This is a genomic window from Vibrio sp. S12_S33 (assembly GCF_963889785.1).
GTDB lineage: Bacteria > Pseudomonadota > Gammaproteobacteria > Enterobacterales > Vibrionaceae > Vibrio > Vibrio aestuarianus.
In genome coordinates this window covers 71,043-84,651 of sequence record NZ_CAWPQZ010000002.1, presented here as the reverse complement: position 1 = coordinate 84,651, position 13,609 = coordinate 71,043, and the positions used below count along the sequence as shown (strand labels likewise).

Genomic DNA, 13,609 nt, shown 5'->3' with positions numbered 1-13,609 from the left:
AAAAAAATAAAAAAAACCTTTTAAATAAAGGCCAAAATACGTAGTGAACACTTACATAAAGTGGAGTGCTTATAGTTATTTGAGAGGTTGATCACTGTCGATAAATTGAGCAACATTGAAAGCAAATCGATAATATTGACGTTTATGACATCAAAGCGTCATGTTTTGACGTTTTTAACGGGAATTGGAATTGATAATTTCCTCTGCAAGGTGTCTTCTTACTCCTACCAAAGGTCTACAGGCCACTCAAGTTGACTCACTCCTCCGGTTTGTTAACAGATAATGAGGTAGGCCTTGGAGAGTGTTTATCAATTGATAACATTCAAATCCATTAGTGAAATGAAAGCAAATAGTAAGGAACAGCTATGCTTGCCAATATAAAAAAAACAGCACTAGCCGCAGCAGTAATCGCCGCTGCAGCAACGAGTGTTTCAGCTCCAGCAGCAGCACGTAGTGAGCTAACTATCGTACCGGATTTCTACCCTACAATGGTGCGCAACTTTAACCCGTACCTAGCAACAAACCTACGTACTACAACTGACTTCATCTACGAACCTCTTGTAGTATTTAATGAAATGCACAGTAATACTCCGGTAATGCGTCTTGCTGAAGGCTTTAAAATGTCTGATGACTTGATGAGCGTTACATTTGATATCCGTAAAGGGGTTAAATGGTCTGACGGCCAAGCATTTACAGCTGATGACGTTGTGTTCTCTTATGCCCTTTTACAAGGCAAGCCAGAACTTGACCAACGTGGTATCAATAAATGGGTAACTAGCGTTGAGAAATTAAACGAGTACCAAGTTCGTTTCCACCTAACAGAAGCAAACTCTAACGTACCTTATGAGATTTCTCTGGTTCCTATCGTTGCTGAGCACGTATGGAAAGATGTGAAAGATCCAACAACCTTTACCAATGAAAACCCTGTAGGTACTGGTCCATTTACCGAGATCGACACATTCACTCCTCAGCTTTACATCCAATGTCGTAACCCGAATTACTGGGATGCAGCAAGCCTTGAGGTAGACTGTTTACGTGTCCCTCAAATTGCAAACAATGACCAACTTCTAGGTAAGATCGTAAACTCTGAGCTTGATTGGACATCATCATTCGTTCCAGATATCGATCGTACTTATGCTGCAGCAAGTCCAAATCACCATTACTGGTACCCTGCAGCGGGCACTCAAGCATTTATGATTAACTTCAAGAATCCAGATGCAGCGAAAAATGAAGCGTTAACAAACGTAGACTTCCGCCGCGCATTCTCTATGGCTCTTGATCGTCAAACCATCATCGATATCGCGTTTTACGGTGGCGGTACTGTCAATGACTTCGCATCAGGCTTAGGTTACGCATTTGAAGCTTGGTCAGATGAAAGTATTCATAATAAATACAAAGGCTTCAACGCATACGATGTAGAAGGTGCCAAGAAACTACTAGCTAAAGCTGGCTTCAAAGACGTAAACAACGATGGATTTGTTGATACACCATCAGGCAAGTCTTTTGAGCTACTAGTTCAGTCTCCAAACGGTTGGACTGACTTTAACAACACCGTACAGCTGGCTGTAGAGCAACTTGGTGAAGTTGGCATTAAAGCACGTGCACGTACACCAGAATTCGCAGTATATAACCAAGCCATGCTTGAAGGTACTTACGATGTCGCGTACACCAACTACTTCCACGGTGCCGATCCACATCTATACTGGAACAGTGCTTACAACTCAGCACTGCAAGGTGGTGAAGGTATGCCTCGTTTCGCGATGCACTTCTTCAAAAATGAGAAGCTAGATAACTTACTTGATAGCTTCTACAAAACAGCCGATAAAAACGAGCAACTAGAAATCGCTCATGGTATTCAGCAAATCATCGCTGAAAATCAAGTAACGGTTCCTGTAATGTCTGGTGCATATATGTACCAGTACAATACAACTCGCTTCACTGGTTGGTGGAACGAAGAAAATCCAAAAGGCCGTCCAAACATTTGGGCTGGTATCCCAGAGCGTCTATTGCATGTACTGGACCTAAAACCAGTAAAATAAGTAGAAGTTCAATCCTTGCGGCGTACCTTGTACGCCGCTGATAAAAATCCCCTTTAATACCTATTAAAAGTATAGCGCTCGTCGTTAGGGGATTTATCGCTCTAAATTTCGCTAGGAGCGACCTGAAACCAGATACAGGATAAAACTGGGTGAGTAAGGTGTGAGTTATGGGTTATTTTTTAAGACGTTTGTCGTTCTATTTTGTCGCGTTGCTAGTCGCAGCAACTTTAAACTTTATTATTCCGCGAGCGATGCCAGGTGATCCAGTTACCATGATGTTCGCGAATGCAACAACACAAGTAACACCAGAGCGAATTGCAGCCATGAAACAACTTCTTGGCTTCGTTGATGGTGGATATTTAGTTCAATATGTAACCTACATAAAAAGCATTTTAAGCTGGGAGCTAGGTACATCCATTAAATTCTACCCTTTGAGTGTTAATGAGTTACTTGGTAGTGCTTTTGGTTGGTCACTATTTCTAGCTGGCACGGCGGTAGTTATCTCTTTCTCTATCGGTTCCATTTTAGGTATTTTCGCTGCATGGAAGCGCGGTAGTCGCTATGACACTTTCGTTACCCCAGGCATGTTAGTCATTCAGGCGGTTCCACAGGTCGTTATCGCGATGATCGCCATGTTTACCTTTGCTATTGGCTTGCAATGGTTCCCTACAGGCTACGCCTATACTGCAGGAGTAACGCCAGATTGGACTAGTTGGATATTCATTAAAAATGTGGCTTACCACGCTTTCCTTCCTCTGGTTTGTGCTTCGTTAGTCCAAATCGGTGGGTTCTTGGTCAACATGCGTAACAATATGATTAACTTGTTGGCAGAAGACTACATCACTATGGCAAAAGGTAAGGGCTTAAGCGAAAACCGCGTAGTCTTTAACTACGCTGCACGTAATGCTCTATTACCAAGTGTAACGGCACTGTCGATGTCTCTTGGTATGGCGATTGGTGGCCAGCTCATCATCGAAATTATCTTTAACTACCCAGGTCTTGGTACGGTTCTCTTTAACGCTATCAACGCTCGTGACTACCAAGTACTGCAAGGCCAATTGTTAATTATGACTCTGTTTATGCTGTTCTTTAACTTACTAGCAGACATGCTGTACGTCGTTCTTGACCCTCGCCTACGTAAGGGAGGTAAATAATCATGAAAGATCTTATTAAACTTGTTCGTGGTAATACCGTTGCCATGGTTGGCGTGGTAATTCTCAGTGCATTCTTATTTATCGCTTTAGCAGCACCACTTATCACAAGCCACGCTCCTGATAAACGCACGGGTAATCCGCATGAATATCCATCATTTGTCGTAAAAGCTGCCAAAGCTAATCCAAATGGTTGGGTCGCTGAAAACCTAGCAACAGACCGCCGTACGCTGTTAATGTCAAAAAAAGCTGATCACGTACTTGGCACATCACGTATGGGTCGTGACATCTGGTCACAAGTTGTTTATGGCGCACGCGTTTCCCTAGCGGTTGGTTTTGGTGCAGGTATTACCGTCTGTTTCTTAGCAACCGTAATCGGTGTTTCTGCTGGCTACTTTGGCGGAAAGATCGATGATTTTTTAACCGCAGCGATGAATATCATGCTGGTTATTCCTCAGTACCCACTTTTATTTGTGGTCGCCGCCTTCATTGGGGAGGCTGGGCCATTGACCATCGCGCTGATCATCGGTTGCACCTCCTGGGCATGGGGTGCACGTGTTGTTCGATCGCAAACACTCGCATTACGTGAGAAAGAGTTTGTAAAAGCGGCTGAAGTGCTCGGTGAATCCTCCTGGCGCATCATTTTCATTGAAATTTTGCCAAACCTTATCTCTATCGTTGGCGCAAGTTTCATTGGTTCAGTGATGTACGCCATCATGATGGAAGCGACAATTTCATTCCTTGGTCTAGGCGATCCCAACACCATCAGTTGGGGCATCATGCTGTACAACGTACAAACCTCATCTTCAATGCTGATTGGTGCTTGGTGGGAACTGCTCGCTCCATGTATTGCTTTGACACTTCTCGTTACAGGGCTGGCACTGCTTAACTTTGCCGTCGATGAAATTGCGAACCCTCAGTTACGTTCACACAAAGGCATGAAACGTTGGAAAAAACTGGCAGCTCAAGACAAAAAAGAGCGTAAGCCTGAAGAACAACTACCACCACAAAACAATGCACTTTGGAGCGGAGATAAATAATTATGACATCACCACTTATTTCAATCCGTAACCTATGCGTAGACTACATTACTGACGCTGGCGATGTCCGTGCTTGTAATAATGTCAGCTTCGATATTGCTCCAGGCGAGGTTTTTGGCCTAGCGGGTGAGTCTGGTTGTGGTAAATCAACCGTTGCATTTTCCTTAATGCGTCTGCATAAACCGCCTGCATTTATTACTGGTGGCGAAGTGATCTTCAATGGCGAAGACATCATCCAATACAGTGATGAACGCATGCAATCATTTCGTTGGAGCCAGATGTCGATGGTATTCCAAAGTGCAATGAACGCATTAAACCCAGTATTGACCATGGAAGAACAGTTCTGTGATGTGATTATGCGTCACACCAACATGACACGTGAACAAGCGAAACGCCGTGCTGAAGGGTTATTGGAAATCGTTGATATTCACCCTAGCCGCTTGAACGATTACCCACACCAGTTCTCTGGTGGTATGCGCCAACGCTTGGTCATCGCGATTGCACTCGCACTCAACCCTAAAATGATCATTATGGATGAGCCGACCACTGCACTAGACGTCGTGGTTCAACGTGAAATTTTGCAAAAAATCTACGCTCTGAAAGAAGAGTTTGGATTCTCAATTTTGTTTATCACTCATGACTTGTCTTTGATGGTCGAGTTCTCAGACCGCATTGGCATCATGTATTCAGGCGAATTGATTGAGGTTGCACCTTCTAAGCAAATTCTGGAAAGCCCTTACCACCCTTACACCAAAGGGTTGGGAAGCTCTTTCCCTCCATTAACTGGCCCAAAAACAAAGCTAACTGGTATTCCTGGCAATCCACTTAACTTACTAGATATTCCTCATGGTTGTCGCTTTCAGGCTCGCTGTGATCGCGTCCATGAAGCATGTACAAAAATACCAACGGCTTTGCGCCAAATAGAGCCTAGTCGCTTCTCCAATTGCCACCTTTACGGTGAACCAATTGCTCAAATGAAGCTGTAAAAAGCGCTGTATTAAAAGAATTTCTGGAGACAATTATGAGCAAAGAGCTTGGTCAATTACTGGTAGAAGGCAAGAATCTGATTAAAGATTTTCCGCTCAACAGTAACGCCCTTAAACAACCGATGATGCGAGCCATTAACGATGTATCATTCAAAATGTATAAAAGTCGTGGTTTATCTGTGGTAGGTGAGTCTGGTTCAGGCAAATCAACTACCGCCAAAATGATAGCGAAAATGTACGCTCCAACCGATGGCATCATCGAATACAAAGGCCGCGACATTCAAGCAATAACATCACGTAGCGATCTGATGCACTACCGTGAAGGTGTGCAAATGGTATGGCAAGATCCGTTTGGTTCTTTAAACCCAACACATACAATTTTCCACCATATTGCACGCCCGTTGTTGATCCACAAAAAGGTGACGTCTGGTAATAAAAAGGAACTGGAAGAGCGAGTTCACGATCTTCTCGAACAAGTTGGGTTAATTCCACCCAAAGAGACGGCGGCTAAATACCCGCATCAGCTTTCCGGTGGTCAGCGTCAACGCGTTAACTTAGCGCGTAATATTGCGGTGGGGGCTGAAGTTGTACTTGCTGATGAACCAACATCAATGCTAGATGTGTCAATTCGTGCCGGTGTTTTAAACCTGATGGAAGAGATGAAGTTTGAAAAACAAATGTCACTTCTTTACATCACCCACGATATCGCGACCGCACGTTATATTGCCGAAGATCTTGCCGTAATGTACGTAGGCCACATGGTTGAATGGGGCGACACCGAAGAGATCATCCACACTCCTCAACACCCATATACTCAACTCTTGGTTTCAGCCGTTCCAGATCCAAGCAAGTCAATCCACGAGCCATTAAAAGGCAACAAAGGTGAAATACCGCTATGGACACCAGACTCTGTCGGGTGCCCATTTGCAGGTCGTTGTACTCATGCCACTGCAAAATGTGGTGAACAATTACCAGCTGTTACTCAACTGTCTGATAACCATTTTGTTCGTTGTTATCTCTATGAGCAGTAAGCAATCACCAACTAAAACAATAACTATTTAACTCAATCAACCATCAAGTACTTGAAGTTGTAGTACAGCAACCACACTAGCCAAGCCTCAACTTCAGCTTGATGGGAAGGTACCAAAACAGACGGTACGTTAACGACAGCACATTGATTGACCTGGAGAAACTGAATGCAATTACTCACTAACCATATTGGCTATGAATCTCAAGGCCCTAAACAAGCCATTTTGACAACCAGCAGTAAGCGTTTGTCTTCGTATATGGCTTTATTAGTTTGTGCAGATAAACACCAAACGGTCACTACTTTAGAGATCAAAGCACAAGGTTGTGTCGCCAATTGGCATGTGGGTAACTTTTACACTATCGATTTCTCCGAATTTACCACTCAAGGAAGATACTATTTACGTTTCGAAAATACTCGCTCCGAGACTTTCGAAATAGGCACAGCAGTATTAATGCAGAAAACTTTTTCTGATGTGCTGCACTATTTCAAGTCTCAACGTTGTGGTGGTCTTTTCGATAAGCAAGATAAGCGCGTACCACTGCTAGGTACATCAACCACTGCCGATGTGCATGGTGGGTGGTACGACGCTTCTGGTGACGTTAGCAAATATTTAAGTCACCTTTCTTATGCTAACTATTTAAATCCTCAGCAAACCCCAATGGTGGTTTGGAATATATTAAAAGGGTTAGCAATTTTAGAGCATCACTCGGATTTTGCTGCGTTTTCACGTACTCGTCTTAAGGAAGAGGCCTTATTTGGCGCGGATTTTCTTGTTCGCATGCAAAATTCCGAGGGATTTTTTTATTCAACAGTCTTTGACAAATGGAGCAAAGATATCAAACAACGCGAGATTTGTGCCTATAGCCATCAAACAGGCGACAAGTCTGATGACTACCAAGCGGCTTTTCGCCAAGGTGGTGGCATATCAATTGCTGCTCTCGCCGCTGCGGCTCGATTAGATGTATACGGCGACTTTACCTCCGAGCACTACCTTGCAGCAGCCGAACATGGTTATTGGCACCTCAAAGAGTACAACACTCGTTATGTTAATGATGGCCAAGAAAATATTATAGATGAGTATTGTGCTCTATTAGCGAGTGTTGAGCTCTATCGCTCAACTCGCCAAGAGCGTTATTTGCAAGAAAGCCGTCTATGGGCTGAAAGATTATCAGCTCGCCAAATGTGTGATGACGAAATCTCTCATTACTGGTCAGCCAATCACGATGGTAGCCGGCCTTATTATCACGCAGCCGAAGCGGGCTTACCTGTTATTGCACTGTGTGAATATCTAACGATTGAGCACCAAGACGATAAAAAATTAGCCATCATTTCTGTCGTAGAAAATGCTTGTCATTTTGAGCTGAATATAACCCAACAAGTCACCAACCCATTTGGCTACCCTCGTCAGTATGTAAAGTCAGTCAACGGCGAAAAACGAACGGCATTTTTTGTCGCTCACGACAACGAATCAGGCTACTGGTGGCAAGGCGAAAATGCACGTTTAGGCTCGCTGGCAACATTAGCCTACAGTGTGAAACCTCATGTATCTCCACAGTTGCACCAGCAATTGCTCACTTTTGCGCAGAATACTCTGAACTGGATTGTTGGCCTTAACCCATACAACATGTGCATGCTTGATGGACATGGTCATAACAACCCAGACTACCTGCCACAGTTAGGCTTTTTCAATGCAAAAGGTGGAGTTTGTAATGGCATTACTGGTGGCTTCGACGATGAAGAAGACATCGCCTTTAATCCACCAGCACAAAAAGATGACATGTTACAAAACTGGCGCTGGGGGGAACAATGGATCCCTCACGGAGCTTGGTATTTATTAGCCATTATCCAGCAGTTTGATCATTTCTCTTCTTTAAAAGGAGAGCAATAACATGACCTATTTTTACGTGGGTATTGATGGTGGCGGTACCTCTTGTAGAGCGCGGATCCGAGATGAACAAGGCGTGCTGATTGGGGAAGCAAAAAGTGGCAGTGCCAATATTTTATTGGGCGTTGAAGTCGCGATGGCATCGATTATCGAGGCAATTACACAGGCCGCTCATCAAGGTGGTTTATCATCAGCAGATTTCCCTAAAATGCATCTCGGCCTTGCTTTAGCGGGTGCAGAGCAAAAGTCCGCTTGGCATGACTTTATGCAGCAAGCACATCCTTTCGCATCATTGACGTTAAACACCGATGCTTATGGAGCCTGCATTGGCGCTCACAGTGGTGATGATGGTGCAATCATGATTGCAGGAACTGGTTCGTGCGGCATCTTACTTAAAAACGGTCAACAATATGTGGTTGGTGGACGAGAGTTTCCAATTTCCGACCAAGGTGGTGGGGCCGTCATGGGGCTACGCTTGATTCAAAAAGTATTGTTAATTCAAGATGGTATTGGAGAACATTGCGAATTAAGTCAACACGTTATGCAGCACTTTAATGACGATGTCGACCATATTGTTACTTGGTCAAAAAGTGCCTTACCACGCGATTATGCTCAATTTTCACCAGTAATTTTCGCTCTCGCTCATCAAGGGGATTACCTAGCGATTGAGATGCTAAAACACACCGCTTCAGATATTGAAATGTTGCTAATCGCTTTGAATAACAAGGGAGCTCATCGCATTTGCCTGATGGGCAGCATTGCCGAGCGCATTGTTTGTTGGTTATCCCCACCAATACAACAATGGATTGTTCAACCTCAATTCGACGCTATCGAAGGCGCGATTATGTTTGCCGGCAAAGCCGAGCATAATTTGTATTAAGGAATACTTATGAGCTATCGAATTGACTTCGCGGTTCTCTCTGAACAAAAACAATTTTGCCGTTTTGGGTTAACTTTTCACAATTTAAGTGACCAAGATTTAAACGACTGGTCACTGCATTTTGTGATAGATCGCTTTATCCAACCCGACAGTGTGACACACGGTGAAGTCACTCAAGTAGGTAGCTTTTGCTCACTTGAACCAGATAGCAAATGCTTACCTGCAAATTCAAATTTTTACTGTGAATTCAGCATAAAAACCGCACCGTTCCACTACTACACCGATGGTGTCAAACACGCATTTGTTCGAACCAATGAATTAGGAATTCAAGTTCAACACGATGTGACCGTTACACCGATTGCATTAGCCTCACCTTATCGTGAACGTAGCATCGTAGCGAAAACTGACACCGCAGCAATGTGCCTAATTCCCAAACCGAACAAAGTTGAAACATTTGATGGGCATTTTACCCTGACAGCATCAAGTCAAATCACATTACAATCATCGTGTGCTGAAATGGCGGCAACCTGGCTACAGCAAGAGCTTAGCTCTCTCTTTGATTGGCAAGTGAAACCCATTGGCAGTGCTGATATTGTATTAAGAACCAACCCGACCTTCGACGAAGGCACATATTATGTGGTTGTCGACCGAAGCGGCGTGCGCTTAGAAGCCAGTGGACACGTTGGTTTCATTCATGCTTGTGCGACCTTGTTACAGCTTATCCAGCAGCAAGATACAGCACTGATTATTCCTTACATTAAAATTAGCGATGCCCCTCGTTTTAAATATCGCGGCATGATGCTTGACTGCGCCCGTCATTTTCATGGAGTTGATCGCGTCAAACGCTTAATCAATCAACTTGCCCACTATAAATTCAACGCCTTCCACTGGCATTTGACCGATGATGAAGGCTGGCGTATCGAGATTAAAGCCTTCCCTGAATTAACCACTATCGGCGCTTGGCGCGGAACCGGTGAGGTTCTTGAACCACAATACAGTTTGCTCACTCAGCGTCACGGTGGTTTTTATACTCAGCAAGAGATCAAGCACGTCATTGACTATGCCAGTCAACGTGGGATCACCATCATTCCAGAAATAGATATTCCAGGACACAGCCGCGCAGCAATTAAATCGCTACCGCACCTTTTGGTGGATGATGAAGATCAATCTCAATATCGCAGTATTCAATACTACAACGACAACGTGCTCTCCCCTGCACTTCCTGGAACCTACCAATTTTTAGATGCCGTGTTGGAAGAAGTCGCAGCACTGTTTCCTTCTCAGTTTATCCATATTGGTGCCGATGAAGTCCCTGATGGTGTATGGGTTAACAGCTCAAAATGCCAGCAGTTGATGGCGGAAAACCATTATACCGACGCCAAAGAATTGCAAGGCCACCTACTGCGTTACGCCGAACAAAAACTTCGTGCATTAGGTAAACGCATGGTCGGTTGGGAAGAAGCGCAACACGGTAATAAGGTCAGTAAAGACACGGTTATTTATTCCTGGTTATCGGAAGAATCGGCACTAAACTGTGCCAAGCAAGGCTTCGATGTGATCTTACAACCGGGTCAATATACCTATTTAGATATCGCTCAAGACTATGCACCGGAAGAACCTGGTGTTGATTGGGCTGGCGTTACCCCTTTAGAAAAAGCGTATCACTACGAGCCTTTAGCCGAAGTGCCTGATGACGATCCACTTCGTAAACGTATTCTCGGTATTCAATGCGCACTTTGGTGTGAACTGGTCAATAACCAACAGCGTATGGACTACATGATATTCCCACGCTTAACCGCACTCGCTGAAGCAGGATGGACGCAAAAATCCCATCGTGATTGGCAAGACTATCTATCACGGCTGAAAGGTCACCTTCCCTTGTTAGACAAACAAGAAATAGGCTACCGATCACCTTGGAAATAACATGAAGCAGGGAGAGTTCACTTCTCTCCACCGTTTTCACTAGCATTAATTTTCGCTGCACAATACGCAGTGTGTTTAAAAGGAAAGAACAATGAAATACGGCTATTTCGATAACGACAATCGTGAATATGTCATTACACACCCAGACGTACCGGCACCTTGGACAAACTACCTAGGAACAGAAAAATTCTGTACGGTCATTTCCCATAATGCTGGCGGTTACTCATTTTATAACTCGCCAGAGTATAACCGTGTGACTAAATTCCGCCCTAACGCATCGTTTGATCGTCCAGGGCACTATGTGTATCTGCGTGATGATGCAACTGGTGATTACTGGTCCATTTCATGGCAACCGGTAGCAAAAAGCCTAGACGAAGCAAACTACGAAGTTCGCCACGGTCTTTCTTATTCAAAATTTAAGTGTGAATACAATGGTATTAGCGCCAGCAAAACCTTATTTATACCAAAAGGGGAAGATGCAGAAATTTGGGATGTCGTGATCAAAAACGATTCTGATCAACCTCGAACGATCAGCGCCTTTTCATTCGTTGAATTCTCATTTAGCCATATTCAATCTGACAACCAAAATCACCAAATGTCACTGTACTCGGCTGGTACAGCTTACGATGCGGGTGTTATTGAGTACGACCTTTACTACAACAACAATGATTTTGAAGGTTTCTACTACTTAGCTTCAACATTTGAACCTGATTCATATGATGGCCAACGCGACAGCTTCTTAGGGCTATACCGTGACGAAGCGAACCCGATTGCAGTTGAAAAAGGTCGTTGTTCAAACAGCGCGCAAACTTGCTACAACCATTGTGGTTCTTTACATAAGCAATTTGTTATTCAACCGGGCGAAGAAGTTCGTTTTGCTTACATTCTTGGTATCGGCAAAGGGAATGGCGCTCGTCTACGTGAAAAATATCAAGATATTGCCAACGTTGATGCCGCTTTTGCTGATATCAAAGCGCACTGGGATGAACGCTGCAATAAATTCCAAGTGAAATCACCTAACCAAGGGTTGGATACAATGATCAACACTTGGACACTCTATCAAGCCGAAACATGTGTAGTTTGGTCGCGTTTTGCTTCATTTATTGAAGTCGGTGGGCGTACAGGTCTTGGCTACCGTGATACCGCGCAAGACGCTATTTCTGTGCCTCATGCGAACCCGAAAATGACACGTAAACGTCTGGTTGATTTACTACGAGGCCAAGTGAAAGCCGGTTACGGTTTACACCTCTTTGATCCTGACTGGTTTGATCCAGAAAAAGCTGACGTTAAACCATCTAAGTCACCAACTGTGGTGCCAACGCCAAGTGATGAAGACAAGATCCACGGCATCGAAGATACCTGCTCTGATGACCACTTATGGATAGTACCTACCATTTGCAAATACGTGATGGAAACAGGTGAAACTAGCTTTTTTGATGAAGAGATCCCATACGCTGACGGTGGCAATGCAACCGTTTACGAGCATATGAAAGCGGCATTAGATTTCTCTGCAGAATACGTCGGACAAACCGGCATCTGTAAAGGTCTACGCGCTGACTGGAACGACTGCCTAAATTTAGGCGGTGGTGAATCATCAATGGTATCTTTCCTTCATTTCTGGGCACTACAAGAGTTTATCGACCTTGCCAAGTTCCGTAAAAATGAGGCTGATGTAGCGAAATATACAGAAATGGCAGCTAACGTACGCGAAGCTTGTGAAACTCACCTGTGGGACGATGAAGGTGGTTGGTATATTCGAGGCCTCACCAAAAATGGCGACAAAATTGGTACAGCCCAACAAACTGAAGGTCGAGTTCACCTTGAATCCAATACGCTAGCGGTACTTTCTGGTGCCGTATCGCAAGAACGTGGTGAGAAAGCGATGGATGCAGTTGATGAAAACCTATTCTGTGAATATGGTCTGCACCTGAATGCGCCTTCTTTCTCAACACCAAACGACGACATTGGATTTGTGACTCGTGTATATCAAGGGGTAAAAGAGAACGGTGCTATCTTCTCACATCCAAACCCTTGGGCATGGGTGGCTGAAGCTAAATTAGGCCGTGGTGATCGTGCAATGAAATTCTATGACGCACTAAACCCGTATAACCAAAATGACATTATCGAAAAGCGCATTGCTGAACCGTATTCTTACGTGCAGTTCATCATGGGACGCGATCATCAAGATCATGGTCGCGCCAACCACCCATGGCTAACCGGCACTTCTGGCTGGGCATATTTCGCGGTGACAAACTTTATTCTCGGTGTTCGTGCTGGGTTTGAAGGGCTGACGGTAGATCCTTGTATTCCAACGAATTGGCCAGGCTTCGAAGTGACACGTCAATGGCGTGGTACGACTTACAACATCAAAGTTGAAAACCCTAGTTCGGTGAGCAAAGGCGTGAAATCTATCACGGTGAACGGCAAAGTCATTGAAGGCGTTATTCCAGTACTTGAAGCTGGTAGTGTCAATGACGTAGTCGTAGTGCTTGGTTAAGGTCAACAGACAACTCGATACCCAAAGCACTTGGAGTTGCAGGTAGGTAGCAAGTAAGTTTCTCCCCATGAGCATAGATAAACGATGTAATTGGGGGGAGCAAACATAGCCAACACCATTGTGGCTGCAAGTAGGAAGGGGATATTTGCTCCCTTAATGAGATTAGGGAGCAAATTAT

General features: G+C 44.3%; 9 protein-coding genes. All 9 read left to right on the top strand.

Annotation, left to right across the window (positions count from 1 at the left end; all coding sequences use genetic code 11):
* The first annotated feature begins 365 nt into the window (after positions 1-365).
* Positions 366-2,039 carry an ABC transporter substrate-binding protein gene (locus tag AACW06_RS01455; protein WP_192073698.1) on the top strand — a complete coding sequence of 558 codons (1,674 nt, stop codon included), beginning with the start codon at positions 366-368 and terminating at the stop codon, positions 2,037-2,039.
* A 167-nt stretch (positions 2,040-2,206) separates the two neighbouring features.
* The gene (locus tag AACW06_RS01450) at positions 2,207-3,193 is read left to right on the top strand and encodes an ABC transporter permease (RefSeq protein ID WP_192073697.1); all 987 of its coding nucleotides are present in this window, start codon (positions 2,207-2,209) and stop codon (positions 3,191-3,193) included.
* Between the two features lie 2 nt (positions 3,194-3,195).
* The gene (locus tag AACW06_RS01445) at positions 3,196-4,230 is read left to right on the top strand and encodes an ABC transporter permease (RefSeq protein WP_192073696.1); all 1,035 of its coding nucleotides are present in this window, start codon (positions 3,196-3,198) and stop codon (positions 4,228-4,230) included.
* Positions 4,231-4,232: 2 nt separating this feature from the next.
* On the top strand, positions 4,233-5,216 hold the full coding sequence (locus AACW06_RS01440; protein ID WP_192073695.1) for an ABC transporter ATP-binding protein: 984 nt from the start codon (positions 4,233-4,235) through the stop codon (positions 5,214-5,216).
* A 35-nt stretch (positions 5,217-5,251) separates the two neighbouring features.
* On the top strand, positions 5,252-6,247 hold the full coding sequence (locus AACW06_RS01435) for an ABC transporter ATP-binding protein (RefSeq protein ID WP_192073694.1): 996 nt from the start codon (positions 5,252-5,254) through the stop codon (positions 6,245-6,247).
* A gap of 165 nt (positions 6,248-6,412) precedes the next feature.
* Positions 6,413-8,134 (top strand): glycoside hydrolase family 9 protein, encoded by a 1,722-nt coding sequence (locus AACW06_RS01430; RefSeq protein ID WP_192073693.1) that lies wholly within the window; start codon positions 6,413-6,415, stop codon positions 8,132-8,134.
* Position 8,135: 1 nt separating this feature from the next.
* On the top strand, positions 8,136-9,011 hold the full coding sequence (locus AACW06_RS01425) for an N-acetylglucosamine kinase (RefSeq protein ID WP_192073692.1): 876 nt from the start codon (positions 8,136-8,138) through the stop codon (positions 9,009-9,011).
* A gap of 9 nt (positions 9,012-9,020) precedes the next feature.
* Positions 9,021-10,934, top strand: a complete 1,914-nt coding sequence (locus tag AACW06_RS01420) for a beta-N-acetylhexosaminidase (RefSeq protein WP_192073691.1) — start codon at positions 9,021-9,023, stop codon at positions 10,932-10,934.
* 91 nt (positions 10,935-11,025) lie between these two features.
* The gene (locus AACW06_RS01415) at positions 11,026-13,431 is read left to right on the top strand and encodes a GH36-type glycosyl hydrolase domain-containing protein (protein WP_192073690.1); all 2,406 of its coding nucleotides are present in this window, start codon (positions 11,026-11,028) and stop codon (positions 13,429-13,431) included.
* Positions 13,432-13,609: the final 178 nt, after the last annotated feature.

Bases quoted from the DNA above. Each gene is read 5' to 3' on its own strand.
- AACW06_RS01450 (WP_192073697.1), top strand. From the start codon at position 2,207: ATGGGTTATTTTTTAAGACGTTTGTCGTTCTATTTTGTCGCGTTGCTA.
- AACW06_RS01425 (WP_192073692.1), top strand. From the start codon at position 8,136: ATGACCTATTTTTACGTGGGTATTGATGGTGGCGGTACCTCTTGTAGA.
- AACW06_RS01455 (WP_192073698.1), top strand. From the start codon at position 366: ATGCTTGCCAATATAAAAAAAACAGCACTAGCCGCAGCAGTAATCGCC.
- AACW06_RS01440 (WP_192073695.1), top strand. From the start codon at position 4,233: ATGACATCACCACTTATTTCAATCCGTAACCTATGCGTAGACTACATT.
- AACW06_RS01420 (WP_192073691.1), top strand. From the start codon at position 9,021: ATGAGCTATCGAATTGACTTCGCGGTTCTCTCTGAACAAAAACAATTT.
- AACW06_RS01445 (WP_192073696.1), top strand. From the start codon at position 3,196: ATGAAAGATCTTATTAAACTTGTTCGTGGTAATACCGTTGCCATGGTT.
- AACW06_RS01430 (WP_192073693.1), top strand. From the start codon at position 6,413: ATGCAATTACTCACTAACCATATTGGCTATGAATCTCAAGGCCCTAAA.
- AACW06_RS01415 (WP_192073690.1), top strand. From the start codon at position 11,026: ATGAAATACGGCTATTTCGATAACGACAATCGTGAATATGTCATTACA.
- AACW06_RS01435 (WP_192073694.1), top strand. From the start codon at position 5,252: ATGAGCAAAGAGCTTGGTCAATTACTGGTAGAAGGCAAGAATCTGATT.